This window comes from Candidatus Zixiibacteriota bacterium, assembly GCA_040753495.1.
Taxonomy (GTDB): domain Bacteria; phylum Zixibacteria; class MSB-5A5; order GN15; family PGXB01; genus DYGG01.
Genome location: JBFMEF010000171.1, coordinates 23,081 through 39,772, shown reverse-complemented (window position 1 = coordinate 39,772; position 16,692 = coordinate 23,081). Strand labels below are relative to the sequence as shown.

Below are 16,692 nucleotides of genomic sequence, written 5' to 3'. Positions count from 1 at the left end.
TACCCCGGCGGGAAGAATGCCGGTCACCCAACCCTGCAGCCGGCCGACACCGGCGTCTATCCAGTCCATCGGATAAGCCCCCAGCTTGAATGTCGCCTGAAACACCAGCCACATAAAGAAAAGAAATATCAGATATCCCCAGAACCGATGGGTAAGAATGTTGTCGATTTTGACGGAGAGCTCCATTCTGTCGGAGGGCGGCTGTTTGACGACCTCCCGAATGATTCCGGCAATGTAGCCGTAGCGCCCTTCCGTGATAGCCACTTCCGGGTCCTGACGAGTGGTGGTGCGCAGATGGTCGAGCGATTCCCGGAGTTTGCGGTCGAGCTGCCCGTTTCGGTGACGGTGGGGTGAGAAGCGATTCTTGACATCGCTGTCCCCTTCCAGAAGTTTCACCGCCAGCCAGCGGGGATTGCCGCAGGCGCGGCAACTTCCGCAAACTGAGACCGTTTGGGAGAGGTCGGTCACCACGTCATCCAGTTTAGGCCCGTATGAAACCGGCGGGTGGCGATGTTTCTGACTTCTGTTTTCGAGCAGTTCCGCCGCCGCCTGCATGATTGCTTCCACCCCCTGCTCCCGGTGCGCAATAGTTTTTACCACCGGCGCTCCCAGCAATTGCGACAGTTTTTCGGTATCGATATCAACCCCGGCTTCCATCGCCTCATCCCACATATTCAGGTCGATTACCAGGTCCACTCCCATTTCAATGAGTTGCATCGTCAGGTACAACCCTCTTTCCAGATTGCAGGCGTCGATGACATTCACAACGAGGTCCGGTTTCTCGTCAAGAATATAATCGCGGGCGACCTTTTCGTCGGGAGAGTAGGCGGTCAAACTATATGTTCCGGGGAGGTCAATCAACTGGATATCAAATCCGTTGTATCGCCGATGGCCGGTCCTCTTTTCGACCGTGACGCCGGGGAAATTGGCGACATGCTGGTGAGCCCCGGTAAGAGCGTTGAAAACCGAGGTTTTGCCGGAATTGGGATTGCCGGCGAGAGCGATTTTTATCGCGGCTTTTTCATTCACTTGAGGCGCCCAATAAAACTTCGACCTGAACCAGGGAGGCTTCGCTCCGTCGGATAGTAATATGCCCGTTTCCGAGCGATACCTGTAGCGGGTCGCGAAGAGGCGCCATCTTGATAAACTTGACGACCTCTCCTTTGCGGAATCCCAGGTCAAGCAGCCTTCGGCGCACCGCGCCACTTCCGGCAACTTCCGTTATCCGCCCGCTTTGTCCCGGTTTTAATTGGTCAAGACTCATTGATTTTACAGTCATTGCTAAGTTTTATTGGTTCATTAATCATTCAGCAGGGTCAGGTCTTCACCTTTCCCTGAAATTCTTCCATGCAGGAATTTTCCCGGCTCAGGCAATGCTGGACCATATCGATAAACAGCTTCAGCCGCCGCACCGCCTCCCGATTCAACCCATGCTCCATCCGGCAGGCGTTCTCTTCCGCCATCTCCGATGATAATCCCAGCACCTCCTGAAGAAATTTTCTCAAGACGCGATGCGATTCATAAATCTCTTCAGCCATCTTCTGACCCTTAGGATTCAGCGAAATCTTTCCATAAGGGGTCTGCGAAATCATGCCGTTGGCTTTAAGTCGACTCACAGCTGAAAAGACAGTCGGCAGGGTCACTCCCCGCTCGCGGGCTATATCGGTAATACCAACCGTACCGAGCTCTTGCGAGAGACGATAAATAGTCTCCAGGTAATCTTCTTCTTTTCTTGTCAGCATCTCGGAAGTGATAATATTAGACGATTCTAACTTTGTCAAGAGAAATCTGAATGTGGCAATACATACCTTTTGTATGCTGTAACTATCAATGTATCAACATAGTACATTTGTTATTTGTGAAATCGAGCGCAAAAAAGACAAAAAAAATCTCTTATATTGTGAGATTTTTCACAAAAAAATTTGACAGCCATGACAATTTTATGACAAATTTGGTATAGATTCTTCTAATTTCTCCCCAGCAGATGAAAGATACTATTAGTAGAATGATAGCCGTTTCTGTCAAGATCGGGAAAGCCGGGCTGGAGCTATTGGAAGCCCTTACCATTCCCGAATCTCTCCGCAGTGAAAAGCTTCAGGCGCTCAAGAAGCATCTGGGAGTATCTGAACTGGTTTACGTTGCTACCTGCAACCGGGTGGAGTTTCTGGTTTCGGTACCGTCGGAGCAGGTTGATGCCTCCCTGGTCAGAAACCGAATTCTTGACTTCTTCTTTCATTCCGGCGAGGAGAAGAAAATTGACTTTGAGCCCTCCGATTTCCGTCTCTTTGCAGGACGAGAAGCGGTGCGGCATCTATTTGAAGTTGCCTCATCTCTCGATTCCGTAGTTATCGGTGAAGCCCAGATTCTGGGGCAATTGAAAGATGCCTATCAGTTCTGCAAGGACCAGGGATTATGCAATTCTGTCTTTGAGCGGCTCTTTTCCGCCGCATTCAAGACCGCTAAAATGGTCCGCACCGAAACGGAGTTGGGGAAGAAGGCGGTCTCGATGGCATCACTGGTTTCAATCCGGCTTGATGAAATTATCGCCGAAACTCCAGACGCCAGAATCGCTATAATTGGCTCTGGCTCCATGACGCCCAAAATGGCGGAGATAGTCCGAAAGAAACATCGTAACCAGGTTCTGTTTGTCAATCGGACGGTTTCCAAAATAGAACCTTTTGCCCAGAAATATAACGGAATTGCCCTAAGCCTTGAGGAGTTTCTGTCGGGAGCGCACAAGGTCAATGTTGTAATCTCTTCCACTTCATCAGAAAGACCGCTCTTCACGAATGAAAATATAAATGCCGTTATAGTTCCGGGTCAGAGGCTGCACGGCTTCGACCTGGCAATACCACGTGATTTCGATTCCGCTCTGGATGATTCGGCGACCCTGGAAATCTGGAATCTGGAGAAACTCAATTTACTGGCGCAGAAGAATCGGCGGGAACGGTTCCGCACCGTTGACCAGGCTAATCGGATTATCGACGAGCAACTTCGGATATATCTGCAAAAAGAGATAACTCAGATGATTTCTCCCCTCTTTGATTCCGCCCTCGATGAATCGATGGTTCTGGCGGAAGAGGGGCTGGAGAATCTATTCAAGAGCAGACTTGCCCATCTTTCACCCGACGACCAGGCGGTCCTGCTTCACTGGAGCAAAAAAGTCCTCTCCCGCGCCTGCTATCTTCCCGCAAGACAACTTGCGGAAAAGATTGCAAATCACGATATTGAACAGGACAGAGACCTGTCGCTGTTCGTCAAAATGGCGCGATAATTATGAAGCTTAACATAGGTTCACGCGGGAGCCAGCTGGCTCTCTATCAGGCTAATCTCATCAAGACGTTTTTAGCCGCCTGGGATGTTGACGGCGAAATCAAAATCATCAAGACCACCGGCGACAAAATCGACTATCTAAGTTTTGACAAGATTGAGGGGAAAGGGTTCTTCACCAAGGAACTGGAAGAAGCCCTCCTTGCCGGTGAAATCGATTTAGCGGTGCATTCCCTAAAAGACCTTTCGACCCAGATGCCGCCGGGATTGAGAATCGGCGCATACTGCAATCCTGAGGACCCCTCGGAATTGCTCCTGGTCCGTCCAGAAGCCTTCGATGAAAGTCAGAAGTTGTATATAAAGAAAGGCGGCACTCTGGGGACCAGTTCGGTGCGACGTCAGGCGCAGGCGGCTCATTTTCGACCGGACCTTAAAATCGAGCCGCTTCGGGGGAATGTGCCGACTCGCATCCAGAAACTGAAAGAGGGACGATTCGATGCCATCCTTCTGGCGCGGGCCGGTGTAGAAAGATTGAAAATCGACACAGGCGACTTGAAAAGAATCGTGCTCGACCGGTTTGAATTCATTCCGGCTCCCGGACAGGGGATTCTGGCGATAGAAATCCGGGACAATGACCCGAGCACCGGTCAAATCGTCGCAAAATTGAATGAGCCTCAGGCGGAAGCAACGGCAAAACTGGAAAGGGGACTTCTGGCTCGTTTTGACGGCGGCTGCCAGTTGCCGCTGGCGGTTACCTCAGAAAAGAGAGATGGTAAATTCTTCCTCAAAGCCTTCCTGGGGCAGAGAAGTTCTGACGGCTGGAGCCAGCCGGCGGTCTTTGCAGGCGCCGCTGATAATATCATCGAACTTCAGGAGGAGGCTTACCTGGCGCTCAGCGGTGTAGATGCGAAAGAGCCGCAGAGAGAGAGAGCGAAGATATTAATCACCCGCTCGCGGGAAGAAGCTGAGAGTCTCTTTCTGAATTTCTCCGATAAACTCACGCCGGTTTATTACCCTGATTTCGCCATAGTCCCTGAATATGATTCAGCCCAGACCCGAAGTATTCTTGAGCGTTTGACCGATTTTGACTGGATAATTTTCACCAGCAAGAACTCGGCGCGGATATTTGATAAGATTATTGAAGATAACTCCTTGACCATAGACAGCAGAACCAAAGTTGCCGCGGTCGGCAGGAAGACAGCCGAATATCTCGAGTTCTTGGAATGGAAGGTTGCTTTTTATCCGATGGAAGAGAGCTCACTGGGTCTATTGAAGGAGCTGCCGCAGATTATTGACGGCGACCACAAGAGCATTTTGCTGCCGCTGGGGATAGAAGCGCCCGAAGTCCTGCAGAACGGCTTGAAAGCGCTGGGACATAACGTTCAACGTCTCAATATCTACCGGACTATGCCGGCAGATAAAAATTCGTTGCCATCTCTGGAAAATCTTGCCATTGAATATTACATTTTTACTGCCCCCCTTACGGTGCAATTCTTCAAAGAACTCGGTAATCGCATACCGCGCGACGCCTGGGTTGCGGCTATCGGAAACCCCACGGCAGAGGCATTGCGCGAACATTTTCGCGCTCCCGACTATATTCCCCCCAAAGCCGACTTATCAGAAATCATCGCACAAATTCTGGAGAGGATAGATAATGGAAATATTTAACCGCCCCCGACGTCTCCGCCGGAGCCAATTAATTCGAAACCTCGTCGCTGAAAACTCTGTTGATACGGGCAAGATGATTCAGCCCTACTTCATATCCGAAAGTGGAACCAAAAGAATCGAGATATCGTCCATGCCCGGCATCTTTCGCGACCCGGCCGACAGATTTCTGGAGTCTTTCCTGCCTGATTTTGAACTTGGCATCGACAAAATCATGCTGTTTGGGGTGGTCGAGAAAAAAGACGCCGTCGCTTCCGAGGCGGACCATGATGCCAATCCGGTTATACAGGTTGCCCGTTCTTTGAAGGAGAAGTACGGCGATAAGGTCTTTGTTTCGGCTGATGTCTGCCTATGCGAATATACCGATTCCGGTCACTGCGGCCTTTTGAAAGCAGGACAAATAGATAACGACAGCACTCTGGAGCGTCTGGGCGAGATGGCCGTCGCACTGGTCAAAGCCGGAGTCGATTGCGTGGGACCCTCCGACATGATGGATGGCCGTATCGGATTTATCCGGCAAAAACTGGAAGAAGAGGGGCAGACCGAGGCGATAATCCTGGCATATTCGGCGAAGTACGCCTCGAGTTATTACGGTCCCTTCCGCGATGCGGCCGAAAGCGCTCCGAAATTCGGCGACCGAAAGAGTTACCAGATGGATTTCCGCAACCAGCGGGAAGCGGTGCGGGAACTGGAACTTGACCTCGAAGAAGGGGCTGATATTGTCATGGTCAAGCCGGCGCTGGCGTATCTTGATATTATTAAGACCTTCAAAGAGCTCTCCCCGGTTCCGGTCGCGGCATATAATGTATCCGGCGAATACAGTATGGCAAAACTTATGGCGCGGGAGAATATAGTTTCGGAGAAAGATATTGTTCTGGAGAACCTGACGGCGATATTCCGCGCCGGCGCAGATATAATTCTGACTTACCACCTTCGCGATATCCTCAAGAAACGGTGGCTCCATGGCTAAGAATTTCAGCAAGTCGCGAACGCTGTTTCAACGGGCGGTAAAAAGCCTCTCCGGCGGAGTAAATTCGCCGGTGCGAGCATTCAAGGCGGTTGGCGGCTCGCCGCTTTATATCGAGCGCGGTGAAGGAGCCTATCTCTATGACGTCGATGGCAACCGCTATCTCGACTTCTGTTGTTCCTGGGGTCCATTGATTCTGGGACATGCTCATCCGGTGGTGCTGGAAGCGATTCAGAAAACCTCCGAGCGGGGAACCAGTTTCGGCGCCGTGCATGAAGGGGAAATACTTCTTGCCGAGAAGGTCAGGAAACTCTGTCCCCATTTGGAACTACTCCGCTTTGTCTCCTCCGGCACAGAAGCGGTTATGTCGGCGGTTCGTTTGGCGCGGGCTTATACTAAGAGAAGCAGGATTGTAAAATTTTCCGGCTGTTATCATGGTCATTCCGATTATCTTCTGGCATCGGCCGGTTCCGGACTGGTAACGTTTGGTATCCCCTCATCGGCGGGAGTGCCGGAGGATTTCACCCGGCATACTCTGGTGGCGCCTCTTGATGATGAACCGGCGGTAAAGGAGTTCTTCCGCCAATTTTCCGGTGATATCGCCGCCGTTATAATCGAGCCGGTCCCGGCGAATGACGGTCTGCTTCTCCAGCGGCGTGACTTTCTTCAGTTTCTCAGGGAAATCACCGCCGCCAACGGTTCGCTTCTTATCTTTGATGAAGTTATTTCCGGATTCCGAGTAAGACCGGGAGGGGCCGCGGAATATTATGATATCAAGCCGGACCTGGCAACTTATGGAAAAATTATCGGCGGCGGATTACCGGTTGGCGCCTTTGGCGGTAACGCCGAAATCATGCAGTTACTGGCGCCGCTGGGTCCGGTCTATCAGGCCGGCACTCTTTCCGGCAATCCGCTGGCGATGGCAACCGGTCTGGCGACTCTGGAATATCTCGAGAATTCTGACGGTTGGAGCCATCTGGAATCTATCACCAATGAGTTTGTCGACCTTCTAAAAGATAAGACCTCCGACTGCCCCGTAAATGTCCCGTCAATCGGTTCCCTGTTCTGGATAAATCTTCAGAAGGGGCCAGTGCGACGGGCGGAGGATATTTCCAAAGATAACGCCGCCCGCTATAAAGAGCTCTTTTCCCGCGCTCTGGAAGCCGGTATCTACCTGGCGCCGTCAGCATATGAAGTCGGCTTTATCAGCGCGGCCCATTCCCGGGAAGACCTTAAGGCGGCCGCTCAGACGCTGGGAGAAATCATCCGGTCACTGTGAGATGATATGAGCCAGATTACCTCTTCATCGTCTCGTCGCGCCCTGATCATATTTATCATTCTGGCGGTTCTCTTCTGCGCCCAGATGGGATGGTGGATTATTTTCCAGTATCGCTCGGCCGGCAGCGCCCGCGGATTCTTCAGCGAAATTCTGGAAGAACATAAAAGGCAGACCATTTCTCTGCTTAACAGCCGTCTTGCCGCCGCCGGAAGAACCGTCGAGAATCTAAGTTCCGAGACTCCCGGCATCCCCTACGGGCTGGGTGATGTCATCACGGGAATTGTTGCGGAGCAAAATCTTCTCTCCGCCGACCTCACTGACTCTCTCTTTGCGACTCGTGAAAAAGACGGAACGAAATTCTATATCTTTCTGAATAGAGATTATCCGCAGACAATGATTGCGGGGGATTCTCGTCTGCAGTATTCGCCGCCGAGCGGCGAAGTCCCCCGGCTGGATTGGGTAACAATGGAGCATATCGCGGTTAAGCCGGAATCGTATAGCGAAATTGACGCGGAGCGGGAGCGGCATACGCGGATGTTCCTGATGGAGGGCTCTTTCTTTTTTGTCCTTATCGTTATCGGCGGGTATATGATATTTCTATCGCTGAAACGGCTCAAGCAGACGCGCGAGGAGCAGCTTCTTTTTATCCACAGCATCACGCATGAATTGAAGATACCGCTAACCTCGCTCAATCTCTTTCTCGACACTATGAAACGTCGCAATTTTGAGCCAAAACTGGTATCGGAACTGGTGCCGAAAATGAAAGAGGACCTGGTGCGCCTGAACCAACTGATAGATAATATCCTCCAGGTGCGGCGCCTTGCCGACCGGCAGGTGCAGATACGTATCGAAAGGCTGAACCTATCCGCGGAGCTTTCTCATTTCGGCGATAGAATTAAGGAGCGCATCGAAGCCGCCGGAGGCAAACTGAAAATTGACGTCGCCGAGAATATCTGGATTGACGGCGCTCTTCCGGAGCTGATTCGGGTCTGGGAACTCCTGGTCGATAACTCTCTCAAGTACGGCCAAAGCGGCGGACTCGAAATAGGTATCACCCTGAAAAAAACCCGGGATTCCGCCGAGATAATCTTCCGCGATAACGGTCCCGGAATCCCCTCCGGCATGGAAGAGAAACTGTTTGAGCCTTTTTTTCGCGGAAATATCGAAGAGAAAAGAACCGTCCCCGGCTCAGGGCTGGGGCTCTATATCGCCCGCGAGTTTATTCGGCGCCAGGGCGGGACCATAAATATTCGGAACGGTTCGACGGGGGGAGCGGTTGTAACAATGAAGTTTAAGGTGATGTCATGAGCGCCAAGAGAATCCTGCTGGTCGAAGATGAAAAGCATATTGCTGAGGGGATAATCTTGAATCTCGAGCAGGAAGGATACGAGATTGTCTGGGCATCTGACGGCAATCAGGCGCTGGAGTACTACAGCCACGGAAAATACGATTTGATAATTCTCGATATCATGCTTCCCGGAATCGACGGCCTGGAGGTCTGCCGTAGAATCAGAAACAAACTGGGAACCGAGCCGATAATGTTTCTTACCGCCCGCGACAGTCTGGATGACAGAAAGGACGGTTTGACTATCGGCGCCGATGACTATATCACCAAGCCGTTTGACCTGGAAGAACTGATATTGCGCATCAAGGCGATTTTTCGCCGTCAGGCGTGGCTTCGCACCGAGAGCGCTGTCGGCGACACTTATAAATTCCCCGGCGGCACGGTCGATTTCAAGAAATTCACCGCTGAAGGGAAAAACGGAGTATTTCGTCTATCCAACAAAGAATCGCTGCTGTTGAAACTTTTCACGGAGCATCCCGATGAGGTTCTGAGCCGTAGCGTCATACTCGACGCCGTCTGGGGTTACAATGCCTACCCCTCCAATCGCACCGTGGATAATTTCATCCTGCGCTTCCGCAAAAATTTTGAGCCCGACCCGTCACACCCGATTTATTTCCATACCGAGTTCGGCACCGGGTACAAATTCACCCCGCGTGGAGCCAAGACCAATGACTAAAAAAGAACTGTTTATGGCGAATCTTGACGGCGAGTTTACCTCGCGCGTTCCGATCTGGATAATGCGCCAGGCGGGGAGATATCTTCCCCAATATCGCGAATTTCGCAAGAATATCTCCTTTGAGGAGCTGTGCAAAACTCCCAAGGCGGTGGCGGAAGTAACCGCCCAGCCGGTGGAAATCCTTGACCTTGACGCCGCTATTATCTTCTCCGATATCCTGTTTATCCTCGAGCCGCTGGGTGTTGATGTTCGCTTCGACCCCGGTCCGATAATATCCCCCTTTCTGGAGAAACCGGAACAGGTATTGCAAATGGCGGAATACGACCCGGAGAGCAAACTTCAGTTTGTGGCCGACGCTTTAATAGAGACACGGCGTCGTCTGGGGAACGATATCCCCCTGCTTGGATTCTGCGGCGCGCCTTTCACGGTATTCTGCTATCTGACCGGTATCCGCGGCGCGCGTGATTTTCATAAGACTATCCGATTCCTGACCAATTACCCCGATGAGAGCGCCCTGGTGCTGGAGCGGCTGGCTAAGATGAGCATCCGCTATCTGCGGATGCAAAGCGGCGCCGGCGCCGACGTCGTCCAGATTTTCGATACCTGGGCCGGCGAATTGGGCGAAAAGGAATTTGCCGCCTGGTCATTCCCCTATCTGAAAATGATTACCGAGCAGTTAGCGGAAGAAAATATCCGCACCAGCCTTTATATAAAAGGGGCGTATCATCTGCTCGATTATCTCCGGATACTTCCGGTCAATGTGGTCAGTCTTGATTGGAAGACGCCGCTGTGGCGGGCGGCGGAATTGCTGGAGCCAAAGACTCTTCAAGGAAACCTCGACCCGCATCTCTTGCTGGGAAACAGAAATGTAGTTGTCAAGCGAGCCACCGACATTCTGCATGAGATGGCGGACTACTCCGGGTTTATATTCAATCTGGGGCATGGCATTCTGCCCGATACCCCGGTGGAAAATGTCCGGGCGTTAATTGAAACCGTGCATTCCTATGAAAGGACCAGGTCATGACGGAATTTCATGATTCGCACCTTCCGGAAGCGCTGGTCAAGAAATATGACCGTCCGGGTCCGCGCTATACCAGTTATCCGACCGCCCCTGAATGGAGCGACCAGTATGGACCGGAGGAGTATATCGCCGCCATAAAAAATGCGGCAAAGGATCTCAATGAGCCACTTTCGTTCTACCTTCATATCCCGTACTGCCAGAAACGATGCTGGTTCTGCGGCTGCAACACTATGGTATCCCGCAATGTCAATGTCGCCGATGATTATCTCGGTCGGGTTGACCGGGAGACCGGCATGGTCGCAGAAATACTGGGGGAGCGAAAAAACGTGTCGCAGTTTCATTGGGGTGGTGGCACCCCCTCGTTTTTGACCGATAGCCAGACCAAACGCGCCTTCGAGATATTCTCCCAGCGATTCCGGCTCCTCCCTGACGCCGAAATTTCTATCGAGCTTGACCCGCGGGTGACCGGTCAGGATAGAGTAGTACTTCTCAAGTCCCTCGGATTCAATCGTCTTTCTTTCGGAATTCAGGATTTCAATCACGAGGTACAGGAGGCAATTGGACGCAATCAGGAGGAATCGCTCGGAATTGGCCTGTATGAATTTGCCCGTAAAGAAGGCTTTACCGGAATCAATTTCGACCTGATTTATGGTTTGCCTAAACAGACAATCGAAGGCTTTCAGCAGACAATCAATAAAGTCATTGCTCTACGCCCCGACCGGATTGCGCTGTACAGTTACGCTCATCTGCCTGAGGGTAAGCCGCATCAGAAGAAGATAGATATCTCTTCTCTTCCGACTCCGGAAGTAAAGGCGGAACTCTTCGCCCGGGCGCGCCGGATGTTTATTGAGAGCGGATACCGTCAGATTGGTATGGACCATTTCGTTCTGCCCGGCGATGAACTGGCCATTGCCGCCGCGCACGGAAAGCTGCGCCGGAATTTTATGGGGTACACCGTCAATGCCGCCCGTGATTGGGTCGGAGTCGGAATGTCCTCCATCTCGTATATTAACGACAACTTTGCCCAGAATCTCAGCGGCATTAACAGCTATTCCGCAGCGATAGATTCCGGCAAGATGGCAACTTACCGCGGCATGAAGTTGACTCCTGATGACCTGGTTCGTCAGTATGCCATAATGGAACTGATGTGCAATTTTCGCCTTGACCTGAACGAGTCAGGCCGCCGTTTTAATATTGATGCCGGCGAATATTTTGCCGAGGAGCTGCGACAGTTAGCCGGTTTTATTGATGATGGTCTTATTACAATCGAAAAGGGAATAATTGAAACCACTCCTCTGGGGAAGGTATTCATTAGAAATATCGCGATGACCTTTGACTACTATCTGAAAACCAATCGACCCCAGAAACCGAAAGTGCAGTTCTCGCGGACTATTTAAGGGATGAAAGAGTTTTTTTGATGTGACGGGTATGCGATGAATCAATCTAAATCGAAGACCGCCATACTTCTGATTAATATGGGAGGACCGTCCAACCTTACAAAGGTTCGACGATTCATGTTTAATCTCTTCAACGACCCCCATATAATGAGCGCGTCGCAGCCGCTGCGGGCGTTTGTAGCCTGGATGATTACGGCGGCGCGGACGCCAACCATAAAAGAGCATTACCACGAAATCGGCGGCGGCTCCCCGCTTATGAAATGGACCAAACTTCAGGGGGATGAGACCAGTCGTCGCTTGAGCGGGCTGCATCCCGGAATCATATCGGTGGAGGCATACAGCTATATTTCGCCCCGTGTCGAAGAAGCGATTGCCAATCTTCTGAGCGAAGCGGTGCAAAAGATAATTGCGGTGCCGCTCTACCCCCATTATTCCATTGCCACTTTCGGCAGCATCCTGAGCGACCTGGAAAAAGCCCGCGAAAAATTCAACCTCGGCGACCGGCTGAAAATTGTCGGACCGTACTACAAGCACCCGCTTTATATCAAAGCGTCAGTTGAAATGATTCAGCAGGCGCTAACGCAAATCGATTCATCGCAGCCATTCCATCTCCTGTTTACCGCGCACTCGCTGCCACAGTCCTTCATTTTAAAAGGCGACCCGTATCGCCTGCAGGTCGAGAAAACTGTCTCCCTCATCCTGAAGGAACTGCCGATAGAGCGCTGGAGTCTATCTTTCCAGAGTAAGATTGGACCGGTGGAGTGGATGAAACCGTCCACTATCGAGAGCATCAAAGACCTTGGGCGCCGCGGAGTGCGCCAGGTCATAGTCACGCCGGTCGGATTTGTCTGCGACCATATCGAAACACTGCACGAGCTTGATATCGAATTGCGCGATATTGCCCACCAGGCCGGTATTGACCGTTTTGTTCGCGCCCCCGTCTTTAACGACAATAAGACTTTTATAGAACTTCTCGCATCCTGCGTTGAAGAATACCTCAAATGACTCCTCACAAGGTAGCTATTGTCGGCGGCGGTATAGCGGGACTCTCCGCCGGCATTTTTCTAAAGAGCCGTTGGCGCGACCAGATTGAGATTATCATCTATGAAAAAGAGGACCGTCTCGGCGGGACAATCGGTGTCACGAGAGAAAACGGCTATATCGCCGACTGGGGACCGAATGGCTTTCTCGACCGCGAGCCGCTGACGCTCCAGTTTGTCGAGCAGGTCGGCTTGCGGCGCCAACTTCTGCCGTCCAACGACAAAGCGGAGAAACGCTTCATCTATCGAAAGGGCCGCCTCTGGGAAATCTCGGCGCATCCCGTGAAATTTCTCACCAGCGGGCTGCTTTCTCTTCGCGGTCGGCTTCGGATCGGCCTGGAATATTTTGTCCCGCCACGGAAAGACGAGACCGACGAATCAATTTTTGATTTTGCGGCGAGGCGTATCGGAAAGGAAGCGGCCGAAATCATGATTGACCCGATGGTCTCCGGTATATTCGGCGGTGATGCCCGAGCGCTTTCATTGAGGTCATGCTTCCCGGCAATGGAAGAGATGGAAAAAAATTACGGCGGCCTGATGAAAGCGATGATAAAGAAGAAAAGAGAGAAGAGAAAACTTGGCATAGAGAGTAAAAGCGGAGCCGGTGGACCGACCGGACATCTGACCAGCTTCCGAGGCGGTCTTTTCACCCTGATTGAAGCTCTGGAGAAAAGTCTCGGCGCGGCCATAATCAAGAGTTGTGCGGTAAAGGCGGTTCTGCCCGGCAATTCAAAAAAGTACCGACTGATTACTGACGTCGGGGATGTCGAATTCGATGAGGTCATTCTGGCGGTGCCGTCATATCACGCTGCCAGAATACTGGAAGTGCTTTCCGCCCCCCTATCGAGAGAGCTGAATCTGATACCGTACGCCTCGCTGGCGGTCGTTTGCCATGGTTATCGTCGCGAAGATATTGACCATCCTGTGGATGGCTTCGGTTTCCTGGTGCCGTTTAACCAGCGCCTTGAGATTCTCGGCTCGATATGGACTTCGGTAATTTTTCCGGAGCAGGCGCCCGACGGTCAGGTCTTATTTCGCACCATGCTCGGCGGCGCCCGTAACGGTGAGATAGTTTGCCGGAGTGCTGACCATCTGGCCGAGATAGCGCATGCATCACTCGCGGCTGTCATCGGTCTTAAAAAACCGCCGGTCTTCCTTAAGGTGATTCCCTGGAGAGAGGCGATTCCGCAATATATCATAGGGCATAAAGAGCGACTGGAAACTATAGATAAAGAGCTGAAAGCCCTGGGAAACCTTCATCTTGCCGGCAACGCTTACAGCGGGGTCGGACTTAATGATGTCATCAAGCGGTCTTTCAATATTGCCGCATCAATAGAGAACGGTATCGTCACCGGTTGACGGCGCTCTATAATCGAAAAATAAATCCACTAATAGCAGAAACGCGTTGTTGCATGATGATTGGATCGTGATTGTAATCGCTTGCCGACAGATAAGTTACCGTCATCCCCAAACTCCTTCGGACGATTTCTCCATAGTACAATCGGTTAAGAATTCCCAATTTAGGTCGATTTTATATTAGTAAGAAAGGAGGCGGCATGGTGCAACCGGCCGCTTCAACAATCCGAGTCTGGGGAGTTTCTCGACCTCGTCTGGCTCTGAGCGCATACACAATTTATGTTTGAAAAGACAAAGAACGGATTCTTCGCCGCGCCCAATATGATTCTTGTGGGAATCAGCCTGGGGCTTCTCTTCTGGCTGATTGACCCTTGTATTGATTATTTCCTGTTGGGGCGCGGCAAACTTCCGCACGATATCTTCAGCCCGTCCTCCGATGAAATCTGGTTTCGTTCCTTTGTATCATTCATCTTCATCGTTTTCGGATTCTATGTAGAATCAATCTCCACCCGGCAGAAAAGAGCGGAGAAACGTCTGGCGCAGACCGTGGCGATGCAAAAAGCGGCGTTTGAATCGGCTGCCGATGGTTTATTGGTTGTGGATGAAAACCGCAACGTCGTTGAGTACAACCAGAAATTCCTTAATCTCTGGGGGCTCACGGCGGACGAGATGAAAGGCGGCGACCCCAAGGTCACCGTCAAAAAGATGCTCTCTTTGTTGAAAAATCCGAACGCCCAGAAAGAACGGATAAAGACCCTCTACGACAACAAGCTGACCGATACTTATGACATTCTGGAGCTAACCGACGGTCGCATATTCGAGCAATTTTCTATCGCTCAGAAAATCGACAACGAAATTATAGGCCGGGTCTGGAGTTATCGCGATATCACTCAGAAAAAACTTGGCGAGGAAGCTCTGCGTCAGAATGAAAAACGGTTCCGCGCCATTGCCGACTATACTTACGACTGGGAAAACTGGGTAGGTCCTGACAACAAATTGATCTGGGTGAACCCGGCCGTGGAGAGAATCACCGGATACTCCATTCGCGAGTGCATGGAAATGCCCGACTACCCGCTGCCGCTGGTGCACAAGGATGACCGGGAACTTATAAAAGATGCCCTTTCCAAAGCCGCCCAGGGGGTCTGCGGAAATGACCTTCCCTTCCGTATTCGTCGCAAAGACGGCGGAGTGGTCTGGGTGGCTGTTTCCTGGCAGCCTATATATGACGACCACGGGCAGAATCTGGGACATCGCTCCACCGTGCGCGATATCAGCGCCCGGAAGAAATGGGAAGAGGCGCTTGCCGAGAGCGAAAAATCATACCGCACTCTCGCCGAAAACCTCCCCGGAATCGTTTATCGTCAGCCGCTCGGGAATAAGGCGCCAACTCAGTTTTTCAATAATATGGTCAGGAATCTGACCGGATATCAGATGTCGGAACTTCCTTCCGCGGAATTCTGCTCGCTGGAAAGTATTATTCTGGAGGAAGACCGCGAAGCGGTCAAAGAATCGCTGAGCGGCGCTGTCGCCAATGGTTTCGCCTTTATGCATGAGTACCGGATTCGGCATCGTGACGGGCGTATCCGCTATTTTGTCGAGCGCGGCGTGCCTGTCTATGACGCCTCCGGAAAACCGCTGCATATTGACGGCGTCATTTTCGATATGACCGACCAGAAACAGGCACAGACCCAGATTGAAGATAACGAAAAATTCCTGAATACGATATTCCACGGCATACAAGACGGCATCTGTGTTCTCGACAAAAACCTGAACATCATCCGGGTCAACAGCGCCATGGAAAGATGGTACGCGCACCAGATGCCCCTGATAGGGAAAAAATGCTTTATTTCCTTCCAGGGTCGCGACCGCGCCTGCGAAATCTGCCCCACCATCCGCGCCTTTGAAACCCTTAAACCGCAGATGGACGAGGTCCCCCTCACCGGACCCAACGGCGTTGAGGGATGGATTGAGCTGCACGCCTTCCCGCTTATTGACCAATCCGGAGAAACTATTGGCGTTGTCGAATATGTCCGCAATATCACTGACCGCAAGAAAGCCGAACAGTCCCTGCGCGAAAGCGAGGAAAAATTCCGCGTTCTTTCCGAGCAGAATATGCTCGGTATCATGATTATTCAGGATGATATCCTCAAGTATGTCAATAATCCGGTGGCTCAGGTTTTGGGCAAGACACCGGAGACGCTCACCGGTTCCTCCGTTAAAGAAATCATGCCCTTCATTCATCCCGAGGACCGTCAATTCGCCCAGGAGCAACTGGCTAAGAAACAACGGGGCGAAACTGATGTCGTGCAGCACTACAAGTACCGCCTGGTTCTGCCCGACCAGGGAACCATGTGGGTCGAGCAATTTTCCAAGTCGATTCAGTATGGCGGCCGCTGGGCGGACCTGGTCACCATTGTCGATATCACCGAGAACTACCGGGCATTAAACGCCCTCAAAGATAGTGAAGAAAGGTATCGCAAACTGGTTGATTCTGTATCCGACTATATCTATACCCTGAGTTTCCTTAACGGCCGTCCGGTGGTCAGCAACCATGGTCCCGGTTGCGCAACTGTTACCGGCTACAGCCCCGATGAATTCGAGCGCGATCCGCAGCTCTGGAGTCGAATCATTCATGATGACGACCGCAATATGATTCAGGTTTATCTCGAAAAGATG

The 16,692-nt window shown here is 51.7% G+C and carries 14 protein-coding genes; 11 read left to right on the top strand and 3 right to left on the bottom strand.

Annotated features, from left to right (window positions below):
- The 3 genes from AB1690_11235 to AB1690_11225 all read right to left on the bottom strand — a co-directional run.
- A partial coding sequence (locus AB1690_11235; protein MEW6015885.1) for a ferrous iron transporter B occupies positions 1–1,029 on the bottom strand: 1,029 nt, incomplete at its 3' end.
- Positions 1,022–1,264 (bottom strand): FeoA family protein, encoded by a 243-nt coding sequence (locus tag AB1690_11230; protein ID MEW6015884.1) that lies wholly within the window; start codon positions 1,262–1,264, stop codon positions 1,022–1,024. The genes AB1690_11235 and AB1690_11230, both read right to left, overlap by 8 nt.
- 52 nt (positions 1,265–1,316) lie before the next feature.
- Entirely contained in the window at positions 1,317–1,742 is a 426-nt protein-coding gene (locus tag AB1690_11225; GenBank protein MEW6015883.1) for a metal-dependent transcriptional regulator, read from the bottom strand.
- Positions 1,743–2,005: 263 nt separating this feature from the next.
- On the opposite strand from AB1690_11225, the gene hemA reads away from it, so the two are divergent.
- The 11 genes from hemA to AB1690_11170 form a co-directional block, all read left to right on the top strand.
- Entirely contained in the window at positions 2,006–3,274 is a 1,269-nt protein-coding gene (gene hemA / locus AB1690_11220) for a glutamyl-tRNA reductase (GenBank protein MEW6015882.1), read from the top strand.
- 2 nt (positions 3,275–3,276) lie between these two features.
- Entirely contained in the window at positions 3,277–4,938 is a 1,662-nt protein-coding gene (gene hemC, locus AB1690_11215; GenBank protein ID MEW6015881.1) for a hydroxymethylbilane synthase, read from the top strand.
- Positions 4,931–5,905: a porphobilinogen synthase gene (hemB, locus tag AB1690_11210; GenBank protein ID MEW6015880.1), complete on the top strand. Its 975-nt coding sequence runs from the start codon at positions 4,931–4,933 to the stop codon at positions 5,903–5,905. Before hemC ends, hemB begins: the two co-directional genes overlap by 8 nt.
- Positions 5,898–7,181, top strand: a complete 1,284-nt coding sequence (hemL, locus tag AB1690_11205) for a glutamate-1-semialdehyde 2,1-aminomutase (protein MEW6015879.1) — start codon at positions 5,898–5,900, stop codon at positions 7,179–7,181. The genes hemB and hemL overlap by 8 nt, the downstream gene beginning before the upstream one ends.
- Positions 7,182–7,187: 6 nt before the next feature.
- Positions 7,188–8,489, top strand: a complete 1,302-nt coding sequence (locus AB1690_11200) for a HAMP domain-containing sensor histidine kinase (GenBank protein ID MEW6015878.1) — start codon at positions 7,188–7,190, stop codon at positions 8,487–8,489.
- Entirely contained in the window at positions 8,486–9,202 is a 717-nt protein-coding gene (locus tag AB1690_11195) for a response regulator transcription factor (GenBank protein ID MEW6015877.1), read from the top strand. Before AB1690_11200 ends, AB1690_11195 begins: the two co-directional genes overlap by 4 nt.
- A complete protein-coding gene (hemE, locus tag AB1690_11190; protein MEW6015876.1) occupies positions 9,195–10,226 on the top strand; it encodes a uroporphyrinogen decarboxylase in 1,032 nt (343 codons plus the stop codon). Before AB1690_11195 ends, hemE begins: the two co-directional genes overlap by 8 nt.
- The gene (hemN, locus tag AB1690_11185) at positions 10,223–11,620 is read left to right on the top strand and encodes an oxygen-independent coproporphyrinogen III oxidase (GenBank protein MEW6015875.1); all 1,398 of its coding nucleotides are present in this window, start codon (positions 10,223–10,225) and stop codon (positions 11,618–11,620) included. The genes hemE and hemN overlap by 4 nt, the downstream gene beginning before the upstream one ends.
- Before the next feature lie 36 nt (positions 11,621–11,656).
- Positions 11,657–12,625 (top strand): ferrochelatase, encoded by a 969-nt coding sequence (gene hemH / locus AB1690_11180; protein ID MEW6015874.1) that lies wholly within the window; start codon positions 11,657–11,659, stop codon positions 12,623–12,625.
- Positions 12,622–14,019, top strand: coding sequence for a protoporphyrinogen oxidase (gene hemG / locus AB1690_11175; protein MEW6015873.1), 1,398 nt, complete (start codon positions 12,622–12,624; stop codon positions 14,017–14,019). Before hemH ends, hemG begins: the two co-directional genes overlap by 4 nt.
- 276 nt (positions 14,020–14,295) lie before the next feature.
- Positions 14,296–16,692: PAS domain S-box protein (locus AB1690_11170; GenBank protein ID MEW6015872.1), on the top strand; the 2,397-nt coding region annotated here is incomplete at its 3' end.

What these genes read in the sequence shown, in the direction of transcription:
- hemG (MEW6015873.1), top strand. Translation starts at nt 12,622, where the DNA reads ATGACTCCTCACAAGGTAGCTATTGTCGGCGGCGGTATAGCGGGACTC.
- hemL (MEW6015879.1), top strand. Translation starts at nt 5,898, where the DNA reads ATGGCTAAGAATTTCAGCAAGTCGCGAACGCTGTTTCAACGGGCGGTA.
- hemE (MEW6015876.1), top strand. Translation starts at nt 9,195, where the DNA reads ATGACTAAAAAAGAACTGTTTATGGCGAATCTTGACGGCGAGTTTACC.
- hemC (MEW6015881.1), top strand. Translation starts at nt 3,277, where the DNA reads ATGAAGCTTAACATAGGTTCACGCGGGAGCCAGCTGGCTCTCTATCAG.
- AB1690_11195 (MEW6015877.1), top strand. Translation starts at nt 8,486, where the DNA reads ATGAGCGCCAAGAGAATCCTGCTGGTCGAAGATGAAAAGCATATTGCT.
- hemA (MEW6015882.1), top strand. Translation starts at nt 2,006, where the DNA reads ATGATAGCCGTTTCTGTCAAGATCGGGAAAGCCGGGCTGGAGCTATTG.
- hemN (MEW6015875.1), top strand. Translation starts at nt 10,223, where the DNA reads ATGACGGAATTTCATGATTCGCACCTTCCGGAAGCGCTGGTCAAGAAA.
- AB1690_11225 (MEW6015883.1), bottom strand. Translation starts at nt 1,742, where the DNA reads ATGCTGACAAGAAAAGAAGAAGATTACCTGGAGACTATTTATCGTCTC.
- hemH (MEW6015874.1), top strand. Translation starts at nt 11,657, where the DNA reads ATGAATCAATCTAAATCGAAGACCGCCATACTTCTGATTAATATGGGA.
- AB1690_11230 (MEW6015884.1), bottom strand. Translation starts at nt 1,264, where the DNA reads ATGAGTCTTGACCAATTAAAACCGGGACAAAGCGGGCGGATAACGGAA.
- AB1690_11200 (MEW6015878.1), top strand. Translation starts at nt 7,188, where the DNA reads ATGAGCCAGATTACCTCTTCATCGTCTCGTCGCGCCCTGATCATATTT.